Genomic DNA, 16,204 nt, shown 5'->3' with positions numbered 1-16,204 from the left:
TCGACTAAAATGTTCCGTAAAGAATACCAAAACCTGATCCAACTTTTGGATTTTAAGGAGAGAGGATTTTCTCTTCGGAATAGACAAGGTACGGCCGCGAGTTCCAGAAAGGGCAGGGGAGTGGACTTCAAAGATGTCCGCCCTTATGCTGTCGGTGACGATACAAGACTGATCGATTGGAACGTAACTTCTAGATTCGGAGAATTACACGTAAGAGAATTCTACGAAGAGAAAGAAAGGTTGGGAGTTTTTTTCCTGGATGTTTCGGAGTCCATGGATTGGAGCAGTTCGGAATGGACCAAAGCGGAAAACGCTTTTCAGGTCTTAGCTCTATTAGTTTTACTTTATGTACGAAAAGGGAACCTCGCTAAAATTTTGCTCTATTCGGATCGATTGGAATGGGAAACAGGATATATCCGGAACACGGAAGAGGCACTTTCTTCTCTTGAAAAAGTCCGTTCTTACCCTCATCGAAAACTAAGAACGGATCCTAAACTTCCGTTCATACTTTTAAAAAACAGGATAAGAAGATACACCGATTCTTATATACTTTCCGATTTTCACGGACTTCCTTCTTTAAAAAAACTTACAGGCCTTAGAAGATTTCATACCCTACATGCGATCCGATTTAAGGATCGTTTGGAAGAAGGTGCTCCCAGAGGTTTTTTCCAATCCTTTCTTCTAAAAGATCCTGAAACAGGCGCTATTCCTTCACCTGTAGGCGGAAGTATTCGAAAGAATCTGGAATTTTTATTTAAGTCCAGATGTTTGGAACTAGAAGGAAAAGATACGGACCCGAACAAACTTTTGGAATATTGGAGAAGTATGTCATGAAGGCGGGGGTTTGCCGTCTAAGATCCTTGGATCGTATTCAATTTTTCTACTATATATTCTACTTGTTCCTGTTGTTCTTTGCCGCACCTGCATTTGCTTGGAAAGAAGACTGGGAACCTAAAGAAGTAGGGATCGGAGACCAGGCGGAATATTTGTTGGAATTCCAACAAGGAGAGATACAGAGTCCCGAGCTTCCTTCCAAAGGAATGTATCCCGATCCTGACTCTCCGGATCTTCCTTTATTCGAGGTAATCTCTTCCGAAATTTCGGATACAAAGATCAAGTTGATCGTTTCTTATTATACTTCCGGAAAATTTTATCTGCCTCTTGTTTGGAAAGATAAGGACGGGAAAGAATTTCATTCGGAAGCGGCTCTCACTGTTCGTTCTTCCATAGGGGAGAAGGATAAAACTCCGGAGGAGATCCTGCCGCCTCTGGAATTTTCCGGAAAATACGGCTGGAAGTTGGCGGCAATCCTTGCGGGTCTGGCTGCATTGGGTTTAGGGATCTTCTACGCTTGGTATCTGAACCAAACAGCATCCAAAAGGACCATGGACGCACTTGTAGAAGCGGATCCTTGGGTTCAGAAAATTCTAATATACGAAAGTAAATTGGACGAGATCATCAATACTCCTCCCGTATTCGCCAGGGTCTTTTATAGAGTTCTTTCCGGTTATATCCGAGAGAATATGTCCAAAAAGATGAATGCCCCGTTTGCACATCTCACAGAGGCGGAATTATTCCAACGTATATACGATTCTTTCGGATTGGAAGAAGAGGATATCAGAAATTGGGAGAATACCTTTCGCAGGGCCCAATATTCTGGAGAAGAAGTTGAAATCTCTTCTTCCGAGGCATTGAGAGCCTGGGATTATTGGAAGGAGGCGCTTTCCAAATGACGGAATGGGAGTCTCCATATTATCTTTTTCTAATTATTCCGATCTGGATCTGGACATTCTATTCCTATTGGAAAAATGAGCCTGCACTCGGAATGGAACTCAGAATACCTGGAAAGGTCCGATCTGAGGTCTTCTCCTTAAAACGTTTTTTATCCTCACTCGCACCTTTGATCCGTCCTATCGCGTTGACATTATTCGTGATCTCGGTTGCAGGTCCCGGAAAAAGATATAGATTCCTTCCGGATGAGACCAAGGGAGTGGATATCATTCTCGCATTAGATGTATCAGGATCCATGTCTAAAAGCAGGGACTTCTTACCCGAGACTCGTCTAGGGGTCTCTAAAAAATTACTCAAAGAGTTTATTAGAAAAAGAGAAAATGATCGCTTGGGCCTGGTAGTATTTGCAGGAGGGGCCTATCTACAATCTCCTTTGACAAGCGACAGAGAAGTTTTAGAGGAAATTTTAAGCCAAGCTGAAGAAGAAACTGTTCCGGAGCAAGGAACTGCCATCGGTGATGCACTTATTCTTTCCTGTTATAGATTACGCAGGTCTCCTGCAAAATCAAAAGTGATCGTGCTCATAACGGACGGAGCTTCCAATACCGGACGTATAGATCCGGTGACAGCTACAGAGATCGCAAAGGGTGTCGGAGTTAAAATTTATTCCATAGGCATAGGAAAAGAGGATCAATCTTACGAGGTGAATTTCGAAATTTTGGATATACTTTCCAAGAGAACGGGAGGAGTATTTTATAGAGCGGAAGATATAAGCGAGTTGAGAGAAGTTTTGGCTTCGATCGATTCCTTAGAAAAAGATCTTTTGATCCTTCCCCCGGAAGAAGTGAGAGAATCGGAGTCCTTAATTTTTCTGACCTATGCGCTGGCCTTATTGGGCTTGGATCTACTTGTTCGTTCTTGGGTGTTTCGGTATTACGTATGAGCGAAACTTTTTTAGAATCTTTTTGGATCTCACTTGGACTGATCTTTTTCGCTTATTCTTTATTTAAGCTTGTATTCTATTTTTATTGGAGCCGTTGGAAAAAAACATATCCCGGCTTACAAAGAGAATCCAAGGTCCCGCCTTTTTATATAGTACTCGCAAGGATCTTGTTACTCTCTTTCGTATTCTATCTTTCTTATTTTGCCTACCAAAGAACCGAATCTAGCAAGTCTAAGGAAGAGGAAGTCTCTAAGGGTGTGGACTTTCTATTCTTGGTGGATGTAAGTCTTTCTATGCAATCTGTGGATACTCGTCCTTCTCGAATAACAAGGGCTAAAGAAACAATACTGAGACTTCTTCCTCAGCTGAATGGGAACAGGTTCGGTATGATCGTTTTTGCCGCTTCTCCGTTTGTGTATTGTCCCATGACTTCGGATACTCGCGCATTTTCGGAGTATGTAAGAGGCCTTGATGTGGATATAGTGGGAGATAGAGGAACAGATCTGAAATCCGCATTCAAAAAAGCGGAAGAAGTTTTGAATTCCAATCAGGTACTGCGAAATCGTATTTTAGTTTTGATCTCCGATGGAGAAGATTTGGATTCTCCAGGTATCGTAAAATTTCCCGCAGAGGTTTGGGTCTGGTCTGTAGGAACTCCAACAGGGGGCCCCATAGGATATTCTGAAGATGGTTCCAGAGTGTATGGATTTTTAACCAAAGACGGATCCTTAGCTCCTTATGAAAATTCTCCGGGTGTAATTATCTCTAAATCCAACCCGGGATTTCTAAAAGAACTCGCATCCGCAAACGAGGGTAGATTTTTATCTTTAGATTCTGAAAGTCCCGAGATCTCTGATATAAAATCCTGGATAGGCTCCATGGAAAAAAACACGGGACAAAGAATTCGTAATTTACGAAGGGCAGAAGGAGCCAAAAAATTTTTGATACCTGCGCTTCTGCTTTTGTTATTTGATTTTTTTGTAATAGAGTTCTGGGGAAAGTTTTTGGTAAGACTATCTAAAAAAGCCGCTCCTGTTCTTTTACTTCTCTTTTCACTTTGGGGAAGAGATATTTATTCCTTCGAGTTAGATCCGGGAGGGAATCGGATCAAAGAAGGCAGGAATTCCTACGAACAAGGTGATTATAAAAATTCTTTGGAAAGATACAAGGAAGCGGACCCGTACTTTCCGGAAGATCCTAGATTGGAATTCAATCGGGGGGATTGTGAATACAAGTCCGGGAATCTGGACAAGGCGATCCGTCATTTCGAAAAGTCCGCGGATTCAAAGGATTCGGAACTCAGGGCACAATCCCATTTTAATTTAGGAAATTCTTATTTAAAATTAGGAGATCGCAAAAAAGCGGCGGAACATTATCTTAGATCTCTAAAAGAAAATCCTAATTTAGAATCGGCTAAAAAGAACTTGGAATGGCTGCGTAAACTTCCTCCTCCGGAAGGAAAAGATGGCTCGGAAAATAAAGAGAGTACGTCCGAGGAAAAAGAAGACAAGTCTTCCTCTTCTAAACAAGGTTCCAAAGGAAAGGAGAAGGCGGAGAAACAATCCAAGTCCGGAGCAGGAAAGGACCAGAAGGATAAAAACAAATCCAAGATGGAAGACGAATTGGATCGGATCATGGAATCCATGGATCTGGATTCAGTAAAAAGAAGAAGTCCAGGCTCTCGGAACAAAGAGGTGTTCTGGTGAAACGTTTCCTTCTACTTTTATTATTGGGAGCTTTTCCTTTATTCGCACAAGGTCCCAAATTTTATCTCAGCCAAACCAGAGCAGATCTGGGAGATGCGGTATTTATCATTTTAGAAACGGAAGGCGGCGCTCAGGTCCGTTTAATAGAAAAAGAGTTTAATGGGCAAGGGATCAAGGCAGTTTATTGGGGCACGGAAGAGAATACCACAATAGTAAACTTCAAAGTATATCGCAAAAAACTAATTAAGTACAGGCTTACCGTATCGACGCCCGGGCGTTTTTCCGTTCCGGAAATAGAAGTAGAGGTAGACGGACAAAAAATAGAATCAGGAATGATGGCTTTGGAAATTTCTCCCAGAAGTTCCACTGCAAATAAGTCTTCCGGATTTTTTTCAAATCGATACTTTTTCAGCGAAGAAACGGAAGGTCCCGAGGATGGAGACTTAAAGGTACTATTTAGAACGAACAAAGACCAGGTTTGGGTAGGAGAACCTATCCTAGGATTTTTCACCTTATATTATAGAAACGCGATACGTCCTTATATTGATCGGGATTTTTCCAGCTCCATCGAGTTCCCTTATTTCAGAAGTGAAGCACTTTCCGGGATAAATCTTTTGATCCCGGAGCAGGTGATTTATGAAGGGTTGGAATTCGAAACTGCGGTTTATAATAAGGAAACCTTTATACTAACTCCTTTGAAAAAAGGAGAATACTCATTAGGCTCCACAGTATTCCATTTGGAAGGAAGACAACAGTCATTCTTTCATATGAGAAGTATTAAGACGATCCCGAGTAAAATTTTCGTAAAAGATCTACCTTCTCCTTCTCCATCCGAATTTAAAGGAGCGGTGGGAAATTTTAAAATAGGTTTAGAAGAATATCCTAAGGCCGCTTTTTTAGGAGAACCTTTCCAATTCAAGCTGACTATTTCAGGGAATGGGAACCTTTCTTCTATTAAAGATCCTTTATTGAGTGTATGCGATCCGGTTTGTTATCCTGAGATTACTTTTTTACAAACTAGGCAGCAAAGAGATTTCAGGGAGCTTGGTCCTGGAGAATTCGGATTTTATCTAAATCATTCTTATCATTATTCCGTACTTCCTAAAAAAGAAGGAATTTGGAAACCGGAAGATCTGAAATTTACTTTTTTCAATCCTGGTTCCGGAAGATATGAATCCGCTTCTCTTCGTTTTCCCGGCTTGGAGATCGGACCTCCAAGGCCCAAACAGAAAATCGAGACCGAGGATACGACAGGAAGTAAGGGCGGATCTTCCGTGTTAGTGTCTATTCTTCTTTCTTCTATCTTTATAGGAGCCGCTGCTTTTATTGTTGTGACACTTCGTAAAAAGTACCGAGCGGAAGCAGTATTGAAACGACTTGACCTCTGGATAGGTTCCAAAAGAGGTTTTGTTTTGAAACATTCTGTGATGACCAAAGGATTGCCTGAGGAGGAAGCGAGCCTTCTCGCAGGTTGGAAGTCCGATACGGTACCATTGACCGAAACCTATAAAAGTCTGGGACCTTCTTCCAAAGCGAATCTGATCAGGATCTCGAGTTGGTTGTCTGATAAATTGAAAGAGGAGGAATCCGAATGAGCGAAGAAGTAAAAGGCAGGATCTCCGTAGAAACGGAGAATATTTTTCCTATAATTAAAAAATGGTTATATTCTGAAAAAGATATATTCTTGAGAGAGTTGGTTTCCAACGCATGCGACGCGATCGCTAAACTTAAAAAGATCTCCTTGAACGAGGAATTCGATGGAGGGACCGATTATCGCATCGATCTGGACTTTAACCAAGAGACCAGGATCTTAACTATTCAGGACAACGGGATCGGAATGACCGACGAAGAAGTGAATCGTTATATCAATCAGATCGCATTTTCCGGCGCGGAAGAATTCGTAAAAAAATACCAATCGGAAGGGGACAAACCCGAGATCATCGGACATTTCGGTTTGGGATTCTATTCCAGCTTTATGGTTTCTTCTAAGGTAAAAATAGAGACCAAGTCCTACAAAAAGGGGAGCACTCCCGTCATTTGGGAAAGTGAATCAGGCACCGAGTTTTCCTTAAGACCTGGTGATAGGTCCGAAAGAGGTACAAAGATCAGTTTGTATCTAGACGGTGACTCCGGAGAATATTTGGATTCTTGGAAACTGAAAGAACTAGTTCGCAAATATTGCGACTTTCTTCCTGTTCCGATCTATGTAAAAGAGGAGAAGGCGAATAAACAGACCCCATTATGGAGCGAACAACCTTCTTCCGTCAAAAAGGAACAGTATGATGAGTTCTATCAGTATCTATTTCCTTTTGCAGGAGAACCTCTATTTCATGTTCACTTAAATGTGGATTATCCTTTTAGGCTGCAAGGGATACTGTATTTCCCAAGGCTCAAACATGAACTAGATGCGAATCGAATGGGGATCAAACTCTATTGTAATCATGTGTTTGTTTCCGACGAAGCAAAGGAGCTAGTGCCTCAATTTTTAACTGTTCTACAAGGAACTCTGGATATTCCGGATCTTCCTCTGAACGTTTCCAGATCTTATCTGCAAAATGATCCTTTGGTAAAAAAGATCTCTTCTCATATCGTTAAAAAAGTTTCAGATAAACTTCAGGAAGAATGGACCAAAAATCCGGATGAATTCCGTAAAAACTGGGATGAACTCTCTCTATTCGTTAAGTATGGAATGATGACTGACGAGAAATTTTATGAGTCAGCTAAAGATCTGATCTTCTTCCGATCATCTAACGGTGATTTGACGAAATTAGAAGAATATGTGGAAAGAAATAAGGAAAAGAACTCAGGCAAAGTATATTATGCGGGAGAAGCGGAACTTTCTTCAGTATATATGGACCTTCTTAAATCCCAAGGATTGGAAGCTTTGCTTGTGGATTCTCGTATAGATAATCATTTTCTGCAGTTTTTAGAAGGCAAAAATCCGGATTGGAAATTCCAAAGAGTGGATTCTGAACTTGCCGATCAAGTTTTGGATAAGGACGCAAGTCCTGATCTTGCGGACCAAGATAATAAGACTACCGAAGATCGGTTGAAAGAAATTTTCGCTAAGGCGATTGTAAAAGAAGGCGTGGAGATCAAAACAGAGGCTTTGAAGTCCGAGGACATACCTGCAGTGATCCTTCTGCCCGAACATCTAAGACGTTTGGCGGAAATGGGCCAGATGTATGGACAAAAGCCCGGCGATTTCCTGAAGAACCATACTCTTCTTCTGAACCGCCAATCCAAATTGGTCAAAAATATACTTGGTCTTTCTAAAGGTGTTCGTCCGGAGAAGGCGGAGAAATTAGCCCGTTCCGTGTACGATCTGGCTCTGTTAGGCGCTAAGTTGATCGGAGAGGATGAATTGAGCGATATGATACGCCGCCAAAGGGATCTATTGGAAGATCTTTCCTCGGATTAATTCCGAAAAAAAAGGAGGGAAATCGGAGATCGTACCGATATCTTTAATGGTACCGGTATGCGGACACCGATTTTCCCGATTTTAACAGCACTGATTTTACTGACCTCTGCCGGTTTACATTCTCAAGAGCCGAGCAAGGCCAAACCATCCTCCGAGGAGGAAGGTGAGGTGCATAAGGACGGCAGGTCCTTAGATAAGGAATATTACGAATATTATTTTAAAACACTTCCTAACTTGGATGTTTTGGAAAAGGAGAAGTTGGAATACAACTTGATCCGTTCCTTAAAACTTGAGTTGAGAAAAAGAGATCCGGAAAAGATGACTCCGGAAGAACTTAAAAAAATAAACGCGAACTCAGTAAGATACGAGCGTGTGTTTGAAGATTCCATTTGGGTGAGAGGGATCAGAAAACAAATGCAGTATCTAAGATTTAAAGATTATATGTTCGTGATCGTTTACGAAAAATATTACTGCTTTATTTCGTACGAGATGAATCCCGCCAGATATATCCAAGAGCCTTATCAGGTGCAGTTGATCTTTAAAAAAGAGAACGCTTTTAATTCTACTCTACCTCAGCCTTAAACGTTCTGAAATAAAGGCTGACTAGAACCAGTCCTAAAGAGAACAAGATCCCGAATAATAAAAAGTTCTGCATAAAACCGAAACCGGGAGGTGGGGCAGTGTTTCCCACGATCCTTCCTAGGATCTTTGTTTTTCCGAAACTATTCCAAACTAAAGTGCGTACCTGAACTGTATCTCCCACTCTCATTCTTCTGTTAGTGGTTTGGTCCACTTCTTCGGTGACTTCGTGTTTTTTGCCTTGTTCGTCCGGCACTAAGTAGGTGTATACATTTACGGTTCTACCTAACTTATTGAGTTTTGTATTCTCGACTAGGACACCGAACTCTTTATTTCCTGGAAGAGATAAATTTTTATAGATCGATTCTAAACTTTTATTTTCCCAATAAACTGCGACGGAAAGAGGAAGAAAGAACGCAAGAGAAATCCAGCCCATGATAAAAAGGATCTTATAGAATGGGGTAGAGTTCGTTTTCATTCTCAGTCTTTATCATCTTTTTTGATAGGGATTATTACAACCAAGTTTCCTTTTTCTGTAGGAAGAAAAAACGAATGGTCCAAAGAGTCAGGTGCAATATTTTTAGGATATGAAGGTATCTAGATCAGACTTTTTGAAATATATGGGAAAGGGAATGCTTGCCTTGACTGCGGCCCGGACCTTGGATCTGTTTTCGGAACCTGCAAAAGATCCTTCTAAAAAAGTACATTCTACACATCCTTCTTCTCCAAAAAACCAGAAAGCGAATTCTTCCAAAATCCCAGGAAGCAATTTTAAACCTCTAAAACCTAATACGCGGGATGATCTGATCTTAGCGGCAGGTTTTACATACGATTTGATCGCTGTGTATGGAGATAAGATCAACACAAAGGGAGATACTTTCGGTTATGCCGCTGATTTTAACTGCTTCTTCCAATTTCCGAATGATCCAAACTCAGCACTTCTTTGGACAAATCACGAATACTTAAACGAATTGGAATATTATGTAACCGGTTACGATTATAACCAAAAAGGCCAGAATAATAGAACTACCGAACAAATCGAAAAATATCTGTATTCATTAGGCGGCTCAGTAATTGGACTCCGTAAATCCAAAGGCTCTTGGGTATTAGATCCTGAATCAAAATACGGAAGAAGGATACACGGAAGGTCGGAATTCCAACTAAAAGGTCCCGCAGCAGGTTCGGATGCGATCTCAGGTAAAACAAAAGTGTATGGAACATTTGCCAATTGTTCGGGCGGGCAAACATTATGGAATACTGTTCTATCCTGCGAAGAGAACTACGAAATGGTGGTCGAAGATTGTAAATTAGAAGACTCCAAAGAATACGGTTGGATCATAGAAGTGGACCCTTTTGATCCTTCTTCCACACCGATAAAACATACTGCACTCGGAAGGTTTTCCCATGAGAACGCAGCATTAACGGTTTCTCCTTCCGGAAAGTTAGTCGCGTATATGGGAGATGATTCCAAGGACCAATGCGTTTATAAATTCGTCTCCGAAAAAAATTATGATCCTAAAAAAGGAAAATCGAATTCCGAACTTTTAGAACAAGGGACTTTATACGTAGGTAATTTCGAAAAATGTGTATGGGTCCCGTTAGATCTGGAAAAAAATCCGAATCTAAAAAACGCAAAAGATAAGGAAGGAAATCCTAAATTTAAAACTCAAGCGGATGTTTTGGTTTCCTGCAGAGATGCTGCAAAAACCGCGGGCGGAACTCCGATGGATAGACCCGAAGATCTGGAAGTTCATCCATTAGATAAATCTGTTTTTGTATCTTTTACCAATAATGATTCTCATGGAAATTTTTACGGACAAATCGTTCGTATCAAAGAAGAAAATTCGGATGCCGAATCGGTCCGTTTTGAATTCGAAGTGTTTGTTGCCGGGGGAGGGAAGAGTGGATTTTCTTCTCCTGATAATTTGGCTTTTGATTCTTCCGGAAATCTTTGGATGGTGACTGATATGACGACTCGTCTGCTCGGAAAATCCATCTTCAAAAAATTCGGGAATAACGGTATGTTCTTTATTCCTACAAGCGGAGAAGATGCAGGAAAAGCATTCCAATTTGCATCCGCTCCGATCGGTGCGGAACTTACAGGCCCTTGGTTCACACCTGACGAAGAGTTTTTGTTCTTATCCGTGCAACATCCTGGAGAAGATACAAAGGATTATGATGTTCCTACAAGTCGTTGGCCTGCTAGAACGAAAGGGGACATACCTAGACCGGGAGTGGTTGCGATCAGAAGGACTTAGTTTTTAAGACAGGCAGCGATTGCGTCTTCTTCTTTTTCGAAGTGAGCGAAAGGTTTCCAAAGACCTAATAGATTGAAGATCTGTATGACCTTCTCTCCTGCTTCTGTGAGAAGTAATTTTTTACCTTCGCTGGTAAGTCTGTTCTTTAATTCGAAGATTGCACGAATACCTGAACTAGAAACATATTTAAGATCGGATAAGTTTAATACAGTATTGTTTGCATGAGATACATCCAATACTTTTTCCTTAAATAGAGGGAAGGTGGATTCGTCTAGTCGGCCGGAAACCAAATATACTCTGATCTCTTTGCCGGCATCCTGTTCTAGAATTTTTAAACTATCCATGTTTTTGCACCACCACCCGCAATCTTTCCGGAGAAACGGAAAAGTCCGCTTTGGCCCCGGGAGGGAAATCGTAAATACGTTCCGCCAAGGAATCGATCGAGATCCCTCCGCGCATTTCTGATATTAGACGGAAAGAGTTGCGAACCGTAAAGTGATCCAGCTTGTACTGGAAACTTTCCTTCTTACGTAACTCTCTACAGTACACTTTGAAATAGGGCTCCTGCTTGTCAAAGCTTACGTCTTTATTTTCGCAAGACATAACCCAACCGGTAGAACCCGCTCCGGTATACACCAGAAGGCCCGAACATTTCTGTTCTTCCGAGACTTGATCATGAGAGATCAGGAATCTGCTGGTTAGATCGGGACTATTATTTCGGATAGAAATTTCGCTGATCCCTTGGAATGTCTCGATGGCTTGGCCGTTCGGATATTCTATCCTAACATTGATCCTAGGCCATTCTTCTATGAGTATATTTTCCCAATTATTGGAAACTGCCTTCGAGATGTCGGAGGTATGAAAGGATAGAAGTGCACCTACTGAAGTTTCAGGATCCGAATTACATCCCAGAACTAAATTGTCCAAGGCATGATGTGCTACGTAAGTGAAATGGTTATCCCCGCCTAACGCAATCACCAGATCGTAACCCGCAATATCTATATTTTCTAATTCTTCTCTAAAGATAAACTTTCCGTTCGGGAAAGTACGTTTTAATTCTTCTCTGCTTTGGATCTGCCTGAGATGGGAATTGTAGATCCGAGAGAAGGAATCGTTTTGGATCTCTGCTACTCTTTTAAATTCATCCAGAGAGCCGTAACTCTCCAGATCTAATTCGTACTTTGTTCTTTTGATAACTACAAGAACAGATTGGATCTTTTTTCGCATTTCCGCCGACATGGATTACCAATTTGGACGGATCTAGGTCTCCTAGAAAACGAAAAAAATCAAACCAATGCAGGTTCCGAAGAATTATTTGCCTTAGGATCCGAGCCCGCCAGGATCAATTTCAGAACGGACATGGTAGCCCTGAACTTCATTCGATTTCCGGTAAGTCTGTATAGAGCCACCAAATGTTTTAGGTTTCTAATATTTTCGGGTTCTCTGGATCTGAGTTTTTCTGAGAATTCCAAAGACTTCCAGTAATCCTTGGTCTTTCTAAGGCAATAGGAAAGATAGAAGATATACTCGTTGTCGAATGGGATCCTAGAAAGATAAGCCTCCGTATATTTTGCACCTTCTTCGAATTCTTTTGCGTTGATGCAGATCCTTGCCATTTGTTTATAAAGAGCAGGATCGGAATCGTCTATCTCTAATGCTTGTGCAAAAACTTCCTTGGTCTTTTCGGTATTCCCTTTCTTGTATTCTTTGATACCGATCTGCAAAAGTCTGTTATATTCTTCCGAGGTAGCTTTTGTACGGGTTGAGGAAACTTCAGCTTCTTTATAACCTATGCTCAAAAGACTTAGATCGTCGGAAACTTCTCCTGCAGCAGTGATCAATCTTTCTAGATCTTCTAGATTCCCGCCTGAAAGTTCTACAAATCTTAAGAATAAGAACTCATCCTCGTTCATCACAGGTTCCGGAGAATTCGGATCGTAAAGAAGAATATCGTCTCTTCCGTCGGATCCTAAGAAGATCCTGTCTCCCGCTTCGAGCTTATCCACTCTTACTAAAGGTTCCGTAGTGTTTTCGGAAAAGCCTAATTTGCGGATAGGGAAGTCTGAATCCAAGAAACCCGCTTTCGCATCCCTATATAGCACCATATTAGGATGTTCTGCATTAATAGAATATAATGCTCCTGTTTCTTCGTCCAGAAGACAGAGTAACGCGGAAACAAGCATCGTACCGTCGAATGTAACGAATACATTCTGTAATTCGGTGTAACAGTCTTTGAGCCATTTTTCAGGAGTTTTCTTTTGGTTACTTCTGGAAAGTTGGGTCCTTGTTACGATCGCCTTGAATACGGTTCCCATTACAAGTGCGCCACCTGCTCCTTGGATGGATTTACCCATTGCGTCGGAGTTCATGATGGCCAGATATTTTTTACCGTATAGAGTGATCTCGCTGATAGAAACCAGGTCTCCACCTATATCTGCTTCTCTCTTTCTAAATACGAAGGTTTTCTTTTGTCTTAAGATACCGCTGATCTTAGTATTAGGACTTTCATACTTAGTAGTAGCAAGTGGACGAAGTAGTAGGGAAGTCAGATAATAATCCCCATCTTGTTTTTCTTTTAAGGCACGAAGATCATCCAGGGTTTCCTGTAATTCTTTGGTTTTCTCTTCCACCTTCTTTTCCAAGAACATTTGGTGGTCCAAAAGATCCTTTTTCATTTCAATGAATACTTCCGCCATTTCACCCAATTCGTCGGAACGATTTAGATCCACAATTTTGGATTCGTCCTCGTTAGGGTTTTGCATCGCGAAGTTAAGAGCCTTAACGGCGTCTATAATATCTCTGGAGAATCGATAAGATGCGAATAGGATCCCGCCGAAAACCACAAAAGCGATGAGTCCGCAATACAACCAAAGATTCCGGGTGGATTCGTAAAGTTCAGTCTCATCTATCAAAAGAACGAAATCTAATTTAAGATTACTTAATCCTTGGTTTTCGTAAGGGACCTGAGTGAGATAATAATGTCTGCCTTCTAAGGTGAATCTGGAAATTCCTACTAGGTCCTTAGGTTTTCTATCTCCTAAATATTTAGAGATTGTAGTGTCCGAAAATGAGATCAGTTTTTCTTTTTCATAGATAGCAAGGTGAACGTCCTCGGAACCGGTGATGGTTTGGATAAACTTATCATCCACAACCTGGCCCACCATCATGATCCCGCCGTTCTTAAGAGGGGCAGTGACCCTAAGACCTAGACCGCTATGACCGATCTCTAGGGTAGAAGCGATCCTTCCCTGCAGAGCTTCCTGCACGATCTTCTGCCCTGATTTATCGTCACCGTAATCGGCCGGCCTATGGAATCTGAAATAAACATGTCCTGTTCTATCATGGATCTCGAAGATAGAAAGACCATACTGTGTCATGATCCCTTTGATATATTCCAAGTTTCCTTGGAGGATACCTCTGTTCCCCAAACCATTCTCTAAAATAGAAAGAGTCTTTTGGTTCCTTTCTATTTCTTTGAGAAGAAGTCGGATCACTTCTTCCTTATGTTTGAGTTCCTTTCTGAACTCCAGGGAGCGGTCTAATGCTCTCTTGTCCTGAGGTTCATTTTTAACTTGGTCGATCATTTGGATGAATGTGATCGCAAGAATGAGTACTAATAGAAGCTGACTTGCTCCCAGAATGAGAAAAATTTTTTGTCTAAAACTCATAAATTGTTCCGGAAATGGAATCTCCCTAAGATCGGGAAGGCGCGCTTTGTATTTTTAGCCTTTTTCTCTTCTTTAAAAAAAGAGACCCAAAACTTACACTGGGAAGATCCCATTCGTACTAAGGTTTCGTGAAATTCAGGTTACAAAAATATTCCGCCTAATAAGCGGTTAGTCGGTAATGAAGGCGCAGAGATTAGTAGAGACGCAGGGAAGTGGCACGCAGAGGAGATTTTGGATCAGTGGTCCTAAAACTTTGCGGCTCCGCGGCTCTGCGTGAGAATAAACGCAGCGGCTTTATTAACTCTGTGCCTCTTCCTTAAACTTGACCGCAGACCAAGTGTTAGGAACCCTAACAAGATGGAAGATCAGGAACCTAAAAAACAGGGATTTCCGTTTCACCCGTTAGAAGACTTCGTATTGGGAGAGGTTCTGGGTAGGACCCTAGTTTCCTTAGGGCATTCTAAAGAAGAAATAAATAAGGCAATTCACTCACATCTGCCGCCAGGCCGGCCGGAATTCCTTTTTACCCCGAACGCAAAAAAGCAGCTTCTATTACAAAGTATGCCTGTCGAACTCAGAAGTTTCCTAGAAGCTGGAAAAGAAAAAGAAGTGCTAGAAATTTTCCGCAAAACAATCCAAGCAGAAGGTCGGCTGGATCTAGCATTGGAACTTCTGGAATGGATCTGCACAGGATTCGAAAAAGAAGAATTGGTACGCGAATTATTCCAATTGGTATTGAACGGAAAAATAGAATTAAGCTCGGAATTTTATCCTCTCTTAATGGAAGAATACGACAAAGAGATGAGAGGGGACTTGGACAGGATCCGAGAAGAATAAAAAAAGCCGCCTGTTCCCAAGCGGCTTACAAAAACTCACTATATTATAAAATCTTAAGCTACATCAGCCAAAGGAGAAGGTGCCGTACCGGAAAGTTCTTTTCTTCCTTTTTCGGTCCACACAGCTCTCTGGATGGTGATGATCCCCATAAAATGTAGTACCTTCATCACTTGGTAAGTAAGATCCAACTCGAACCAACGGAATGCGAAGTTTGGAGAGTTCGGGTGAGCGTGGTGATTGTTTTGGTACAATTCTCCCATGATCAAGAAATCAACCGGAAGAGTGTTTTTGGAATTGTCCGGATTTTTTGCATGGTTGCGGTAACCGTACATATGTCCACACCAGTTCACAACTGCTCCGTGAGTCGGGCCCATTAGATAATGGATCGGTAATAAAGCATATAACCAAACTGCGTCTGCAGGAACGAACGCCATATAAAATAGAGTGTAGCCGGTTCCGAAGAATAAACGAACAAACCAAGAATCGGCAAAACGATCGAACCAAGGGATCTCAGGATAATTACCTTTGAACTCCTTCTCCACTTCTTCTTTACGATCTAAAATATTTTCGTAAACGACTGCAGTGGTCCACATCATATCTAAAAATCCTTTAGAAGCTACAGGAGAATGAGGATCTTTTGCTGTGTCACTGTAGGCGTGGTGTCTTCTGTGAAGAATTGCATATGCTCTCGGGTTCAGGAAAGAAGAACCTTGCACGAAGAAAGTAAAGAAATAGAAGAACTTTTCCCAGAAACGGTTCAATTTGAACATCTGGTGGGCAGAATAACGATGTAAATAGAACGATTGAACGAAAGCGGCTAAAATCCAGTGTGCCGCAAAAAAACTTAGAATGATTGCCATGGAGGGCTCCCTTTTTTTCTAAATGATACGAGTCATTTTGGAGGGGTAGGTTGCAAAAAATGTGAGGGGGAAATTGGGAAATATTGGCGATTATGGTCTCATTAGAATGGTTCTACCTAAAAAGAAGCCAAATTTATAATAGACACCATCAGATTGAATGAACACAGACAGCCCTGCGTATCCCTGTCGCGGGAAGACAAA

General features: G+C 41.5%; 14 protein-coding genes and 1 pseudogene. 10 read left to right on the top strand and 5 right to left on the bottom strand.

Features of this window, described 5'->3' with window-relative positions; translation table 11 throughout:
* The first annotated feature begins 9 nt into the window (after positions 1-9).
* From EHR06_RS08765 to EHR06_RS08735, 8 genes and pseudogenes are all read left to right on the top strand, one after another.
* Positions 10-834, top strand: coding sequence for a DUF58 domain-containing protein (locus tag EHR06_RS08765; protein ID WP_135756648.1), 825 nt, complete (start codon positions 10-12; stop codon positions 832-834).
* Positions 831-1,733 (top strand): LB_053 family protein, encoded by a 903-nt coding sequence (locus EHR06_RS08760; protein WP_135756647.1) that lies wholly within the window; start codon positions 831-833, stop codon positions 1,731-1,733. Before EHR06_RS08765 ends, EHR06_RS08760 begins: the two co-directional genes overlap by 4 nt.
* A complete protein-coding gene (gene batA, locus EHR06_RS08755) occupies positions 1,730-2,674 on the top strand; it encodes a VWA domain-containing protein BatA (RefSeq protein ID WP_135756646.1) in 945 nt (314 codons plus the stop codon). The genes EHR06_RS08760 and batA overlap by 4 nt, the downstream gene beginning before the upstream one ends.
* Positions 2,671-3,669 (top strand): annotated as a pseudogene (gene batB / locus EHR06_RS19375) (VWA domain-containing protein BatB); the annotation flags it as partial. The gene batA and the pseudogene batB, both read left to right, overlap by 4 nt.
* A gap of 9 nt (positions 3,670-3,678) precedes the next feature.
* Complete coding sequence (batC, locus tag EHR06_RS19370; protein ID WP_341867504.1) at positions 3,679-4,380, top strand: TPR repeat-containing protein BatC; 702 nt, start codon at positions 3,679-3,681, stop codon at positions 4,378-4,380.
* On the top strand, positions 4,377-5,975 hold the full coding sequence (locus tag EHR06_RS08745; protein WP_135756644.1) for a BatD family protein: 1,599 nt from the start codon (positions 4,377-4,379) through the stop codon (positions 5,973-5,975). Before batC ends, EHR06_RS08745 begins: the two co-directional genes overlap by 4 nt.
* A complete protein-coding gene (gene htpG / locus EHR06_RS08740; protein WP_135756643.1) occupies positions 5,972-7,801 on the top strand; it encodes a molecular chaperone HtpG in 1,830 nt (609 codons plus the stop codon). The genes EHR06_RS08745 and htpG overlap by 4 nt, the downstream gene beginning before the upstream one ends.
* Positions 7,802-7,858: 57 nt before the next feature.
* Positions 7,859-8,383 carry a hypothetical protein gene (locus EHR06_RS08735; RefSeq protein WP_135756642.1) on the top strand — a complete coding sequence of 175 codons (525 nt, stop codon included), beginning with the start codon at positions 7,859-7,861 and terminating at the stop codon, positions 8,381-8,383.
* On the opposite strand, the gene EHR06_RS08730 is transcribed toward EHR06_RS08735, so the two are convergent.
* A complete protein-coding gene (locus EHR06_RS08730; RefSeq protein ID WP_135756641.1) occupies positions 8,364-8,858 on the bottom strand; it encodes a hypothetical protein in 495 nt (164 codons plus the stop codon). The genes EHR06_RS08735 and EHR06_RS08730 overlap by 20 nt on opposite strands.
* 109 nt (positions 8,859-8,967) lie before the next feature.
* On the opposite strand from EHR06_RS08730, the gene EHR06_RS08725 reads away from it, so the two are divergent.
* Positions 8,968-10,638 carry a PhoX family protein gene (locus EHR06_RS08725; RefSeq protein ID WP_135756640.1) on the top strand — a complete coding sequence of 557 codons (1,671 nt, stop codon included), beginning with the start codon at positions 8,968-8,970 and terminating at the stop codon, positions 10,636-10,638.
* Here EHR06_RS08725 and EHR06_RS08720 read toward each other — a convergent pair.
* From EHR06_RS08720 to EHR06_RS08710, 3 genes are read right to left on the bottom strand one after another with little or no spacing between them, the layout of a single operon-like run.
* Positions 10,635-10,982 (bottom strand): STAS domain-containing protein, encoded by a 348-nt coding sequence (locus EHR06_RS08720; protein ID WP_086445757.1) that lies wholly within the window; start codon positions 10,980-10,982, stop codon positions 10,635-10,637. The two genes, EHR06_RS08725 and EHR06_RS08720, sit on opposite strands and share 4 nt — an antisense overlap.
* Positions 10,975-11,877: a diacylglycerol kinase catalytic domain-containing protein gene (locus EHR06_RS08715; RefSeq protein ID WP_135756639.1), complete on the bottom strand. Its 903-nt coding sequence runs from the start codon at positions 11,875-11,877 to the stop codon at positions 10,975-10,977. The genes EHR06_RS08720 and EHR06_RS08715 overlap by 8 nt, the downstream gene beginning before the upstream one ends.
* 47 nt (positions 11,878-11,924) lie before the next feature.
* Positions 11,925-14,306, bottom strand: a complete 2,382-nt coding sequence (locus EHR06_RS08710; RefSeq protein WP_135756638.1) for a SpoIIE family protein phosphatase — start codon at positions 14,304-14,306, stop codon at positions 11,925-11,927.
* Positions 14,307-14,663: 357 nt separating this feature from the next.
* Between EHR06_RS08710 and EHR06_RS08705 the strand changes: the two genes are divergently transcribed.
* A complete protein-coding gene (locus EHR06_RS08705; protein ID WP_135756637.1) occupies positions 14,664-15,143 on the top strand; it encodes a hypothetical protein in 480 nt (159 codons plus the stop codon).
* 53 nt (positions 15,144-15,196) lie between these two features.
* Here the strand turns inward: EHR06_RS08705 and EHR06_RS08700 are convergent, their stop codons facing one another.
* Entirely contained in the window at positions 15,197-16,003 is an 807-nt protein-coding gene (locus EHR06_RS08700; RefSeq protein ID WP_135756636.1) for an acyl-CoA desaturase, read from the bottom strand.
* Positions 16,004-16,204: the final 201 nt, after the last annotated feature.

It is taken from the genome of Leptospira dzoumogneensis (assembly GCF_004770895.1).
Lineage (GTDB): Bacteria > Spirochaetota > Leptospiria > Leptospirales > Leptospiraceae > Leptospira_B > Leptospira_B dzoumogneensis.
Note: the sequence above shows the minus strand (reverse complement) of the source record. Positions and strands in the feature narration are given on the sequence as shown.

Excerpts from the sequence above, each read along its gene's own strand:
- EHR06_RS08765 (WP_135756648.1), top strand. The coding sequence starts at position 10 with ATGTTCCGTAAAGAATACCAAAACCTGATCCAACTTTTGGATTTTAAG.
- EHR06_RS08760 (WP_135756647.1), top strand. The coding sequence starts at position 831 with ATGAAGGCGGGGGTTTGCCGTCTAAGATCCTTGGATCGTATTCAATTT.
- batA (WP_135756646.1), top strand. The coding sequence starts at position 1,730 with ATGACGGAATGGGAGTCTCCATATTATCTTTTTCTAATTATTCCGATC.
- htpG (WP_135756643.1), top strand. The coding sequence starts at position 5,972 with ATGAGCGAAGAAGTAAAAGGCAGGATCTCCGTAGAAACGGAGAATATT.
- EHR06_RS08735 (WP_135756642.1), top strand. The coding sequence starts at position 7,859 with ATGCGGACACCGATTTTCCCGATTTTAACAGCACTGATTTTACTGACC.
- EHR06_RS08730 (WP_135756641.1), bottom strand. The coding sequence starts at position 8,858 with ATGAAAACGAACTCTACCCCATTCTATAAGATCCTTTTTATCATGGGC.
- EHR06_RS08725 (WP_135756640.1), top strand. The coding sequence starts at position 8,968 with ATGAAGGTATCTAGATCAGACTTTTTGAAATATATGGGAAAGGGAATG.
- EHR06_RS08720 (WP_086445757.1), bottom strand. The coding sequence starts at position 10,982 with ATGGATAGTTTAAAAATTCTAGAACAGGATGCCGGCAAAGAGATCAGA.
- EHR06_RS08715 (WP_135756639.1), bottom strand. The coding sequence starts at position 11,877 with ATGTCGGCGGAAATGCGAAAAAAGATCCAATCTGTTCTTGTAGTTATC.
- EHR06_RS08710 (WP_135756638.1), bottom strand. The coding sequence starts at position 14,306 with ATGAGTTTTAGACAAAAAATTTTTCTCATTCTGGGAGCAAGTCAGCTT.
- EHR06_RS08705 (WP_135756637.1), top strand. The coding sequence starts at position 14,664 with ATGGAAGATCAGGAACCTAAAAAACAGGGATTTCCGTTTCACCCGTTA.
- EHR06_RS08700 (WP_135756636.1), bottom strand. The coding sequence starts at position 16,003 with ATGGCAATCATTCTAAGTTTTTTTGCGGCACACTGGATTTTAGCCGCT.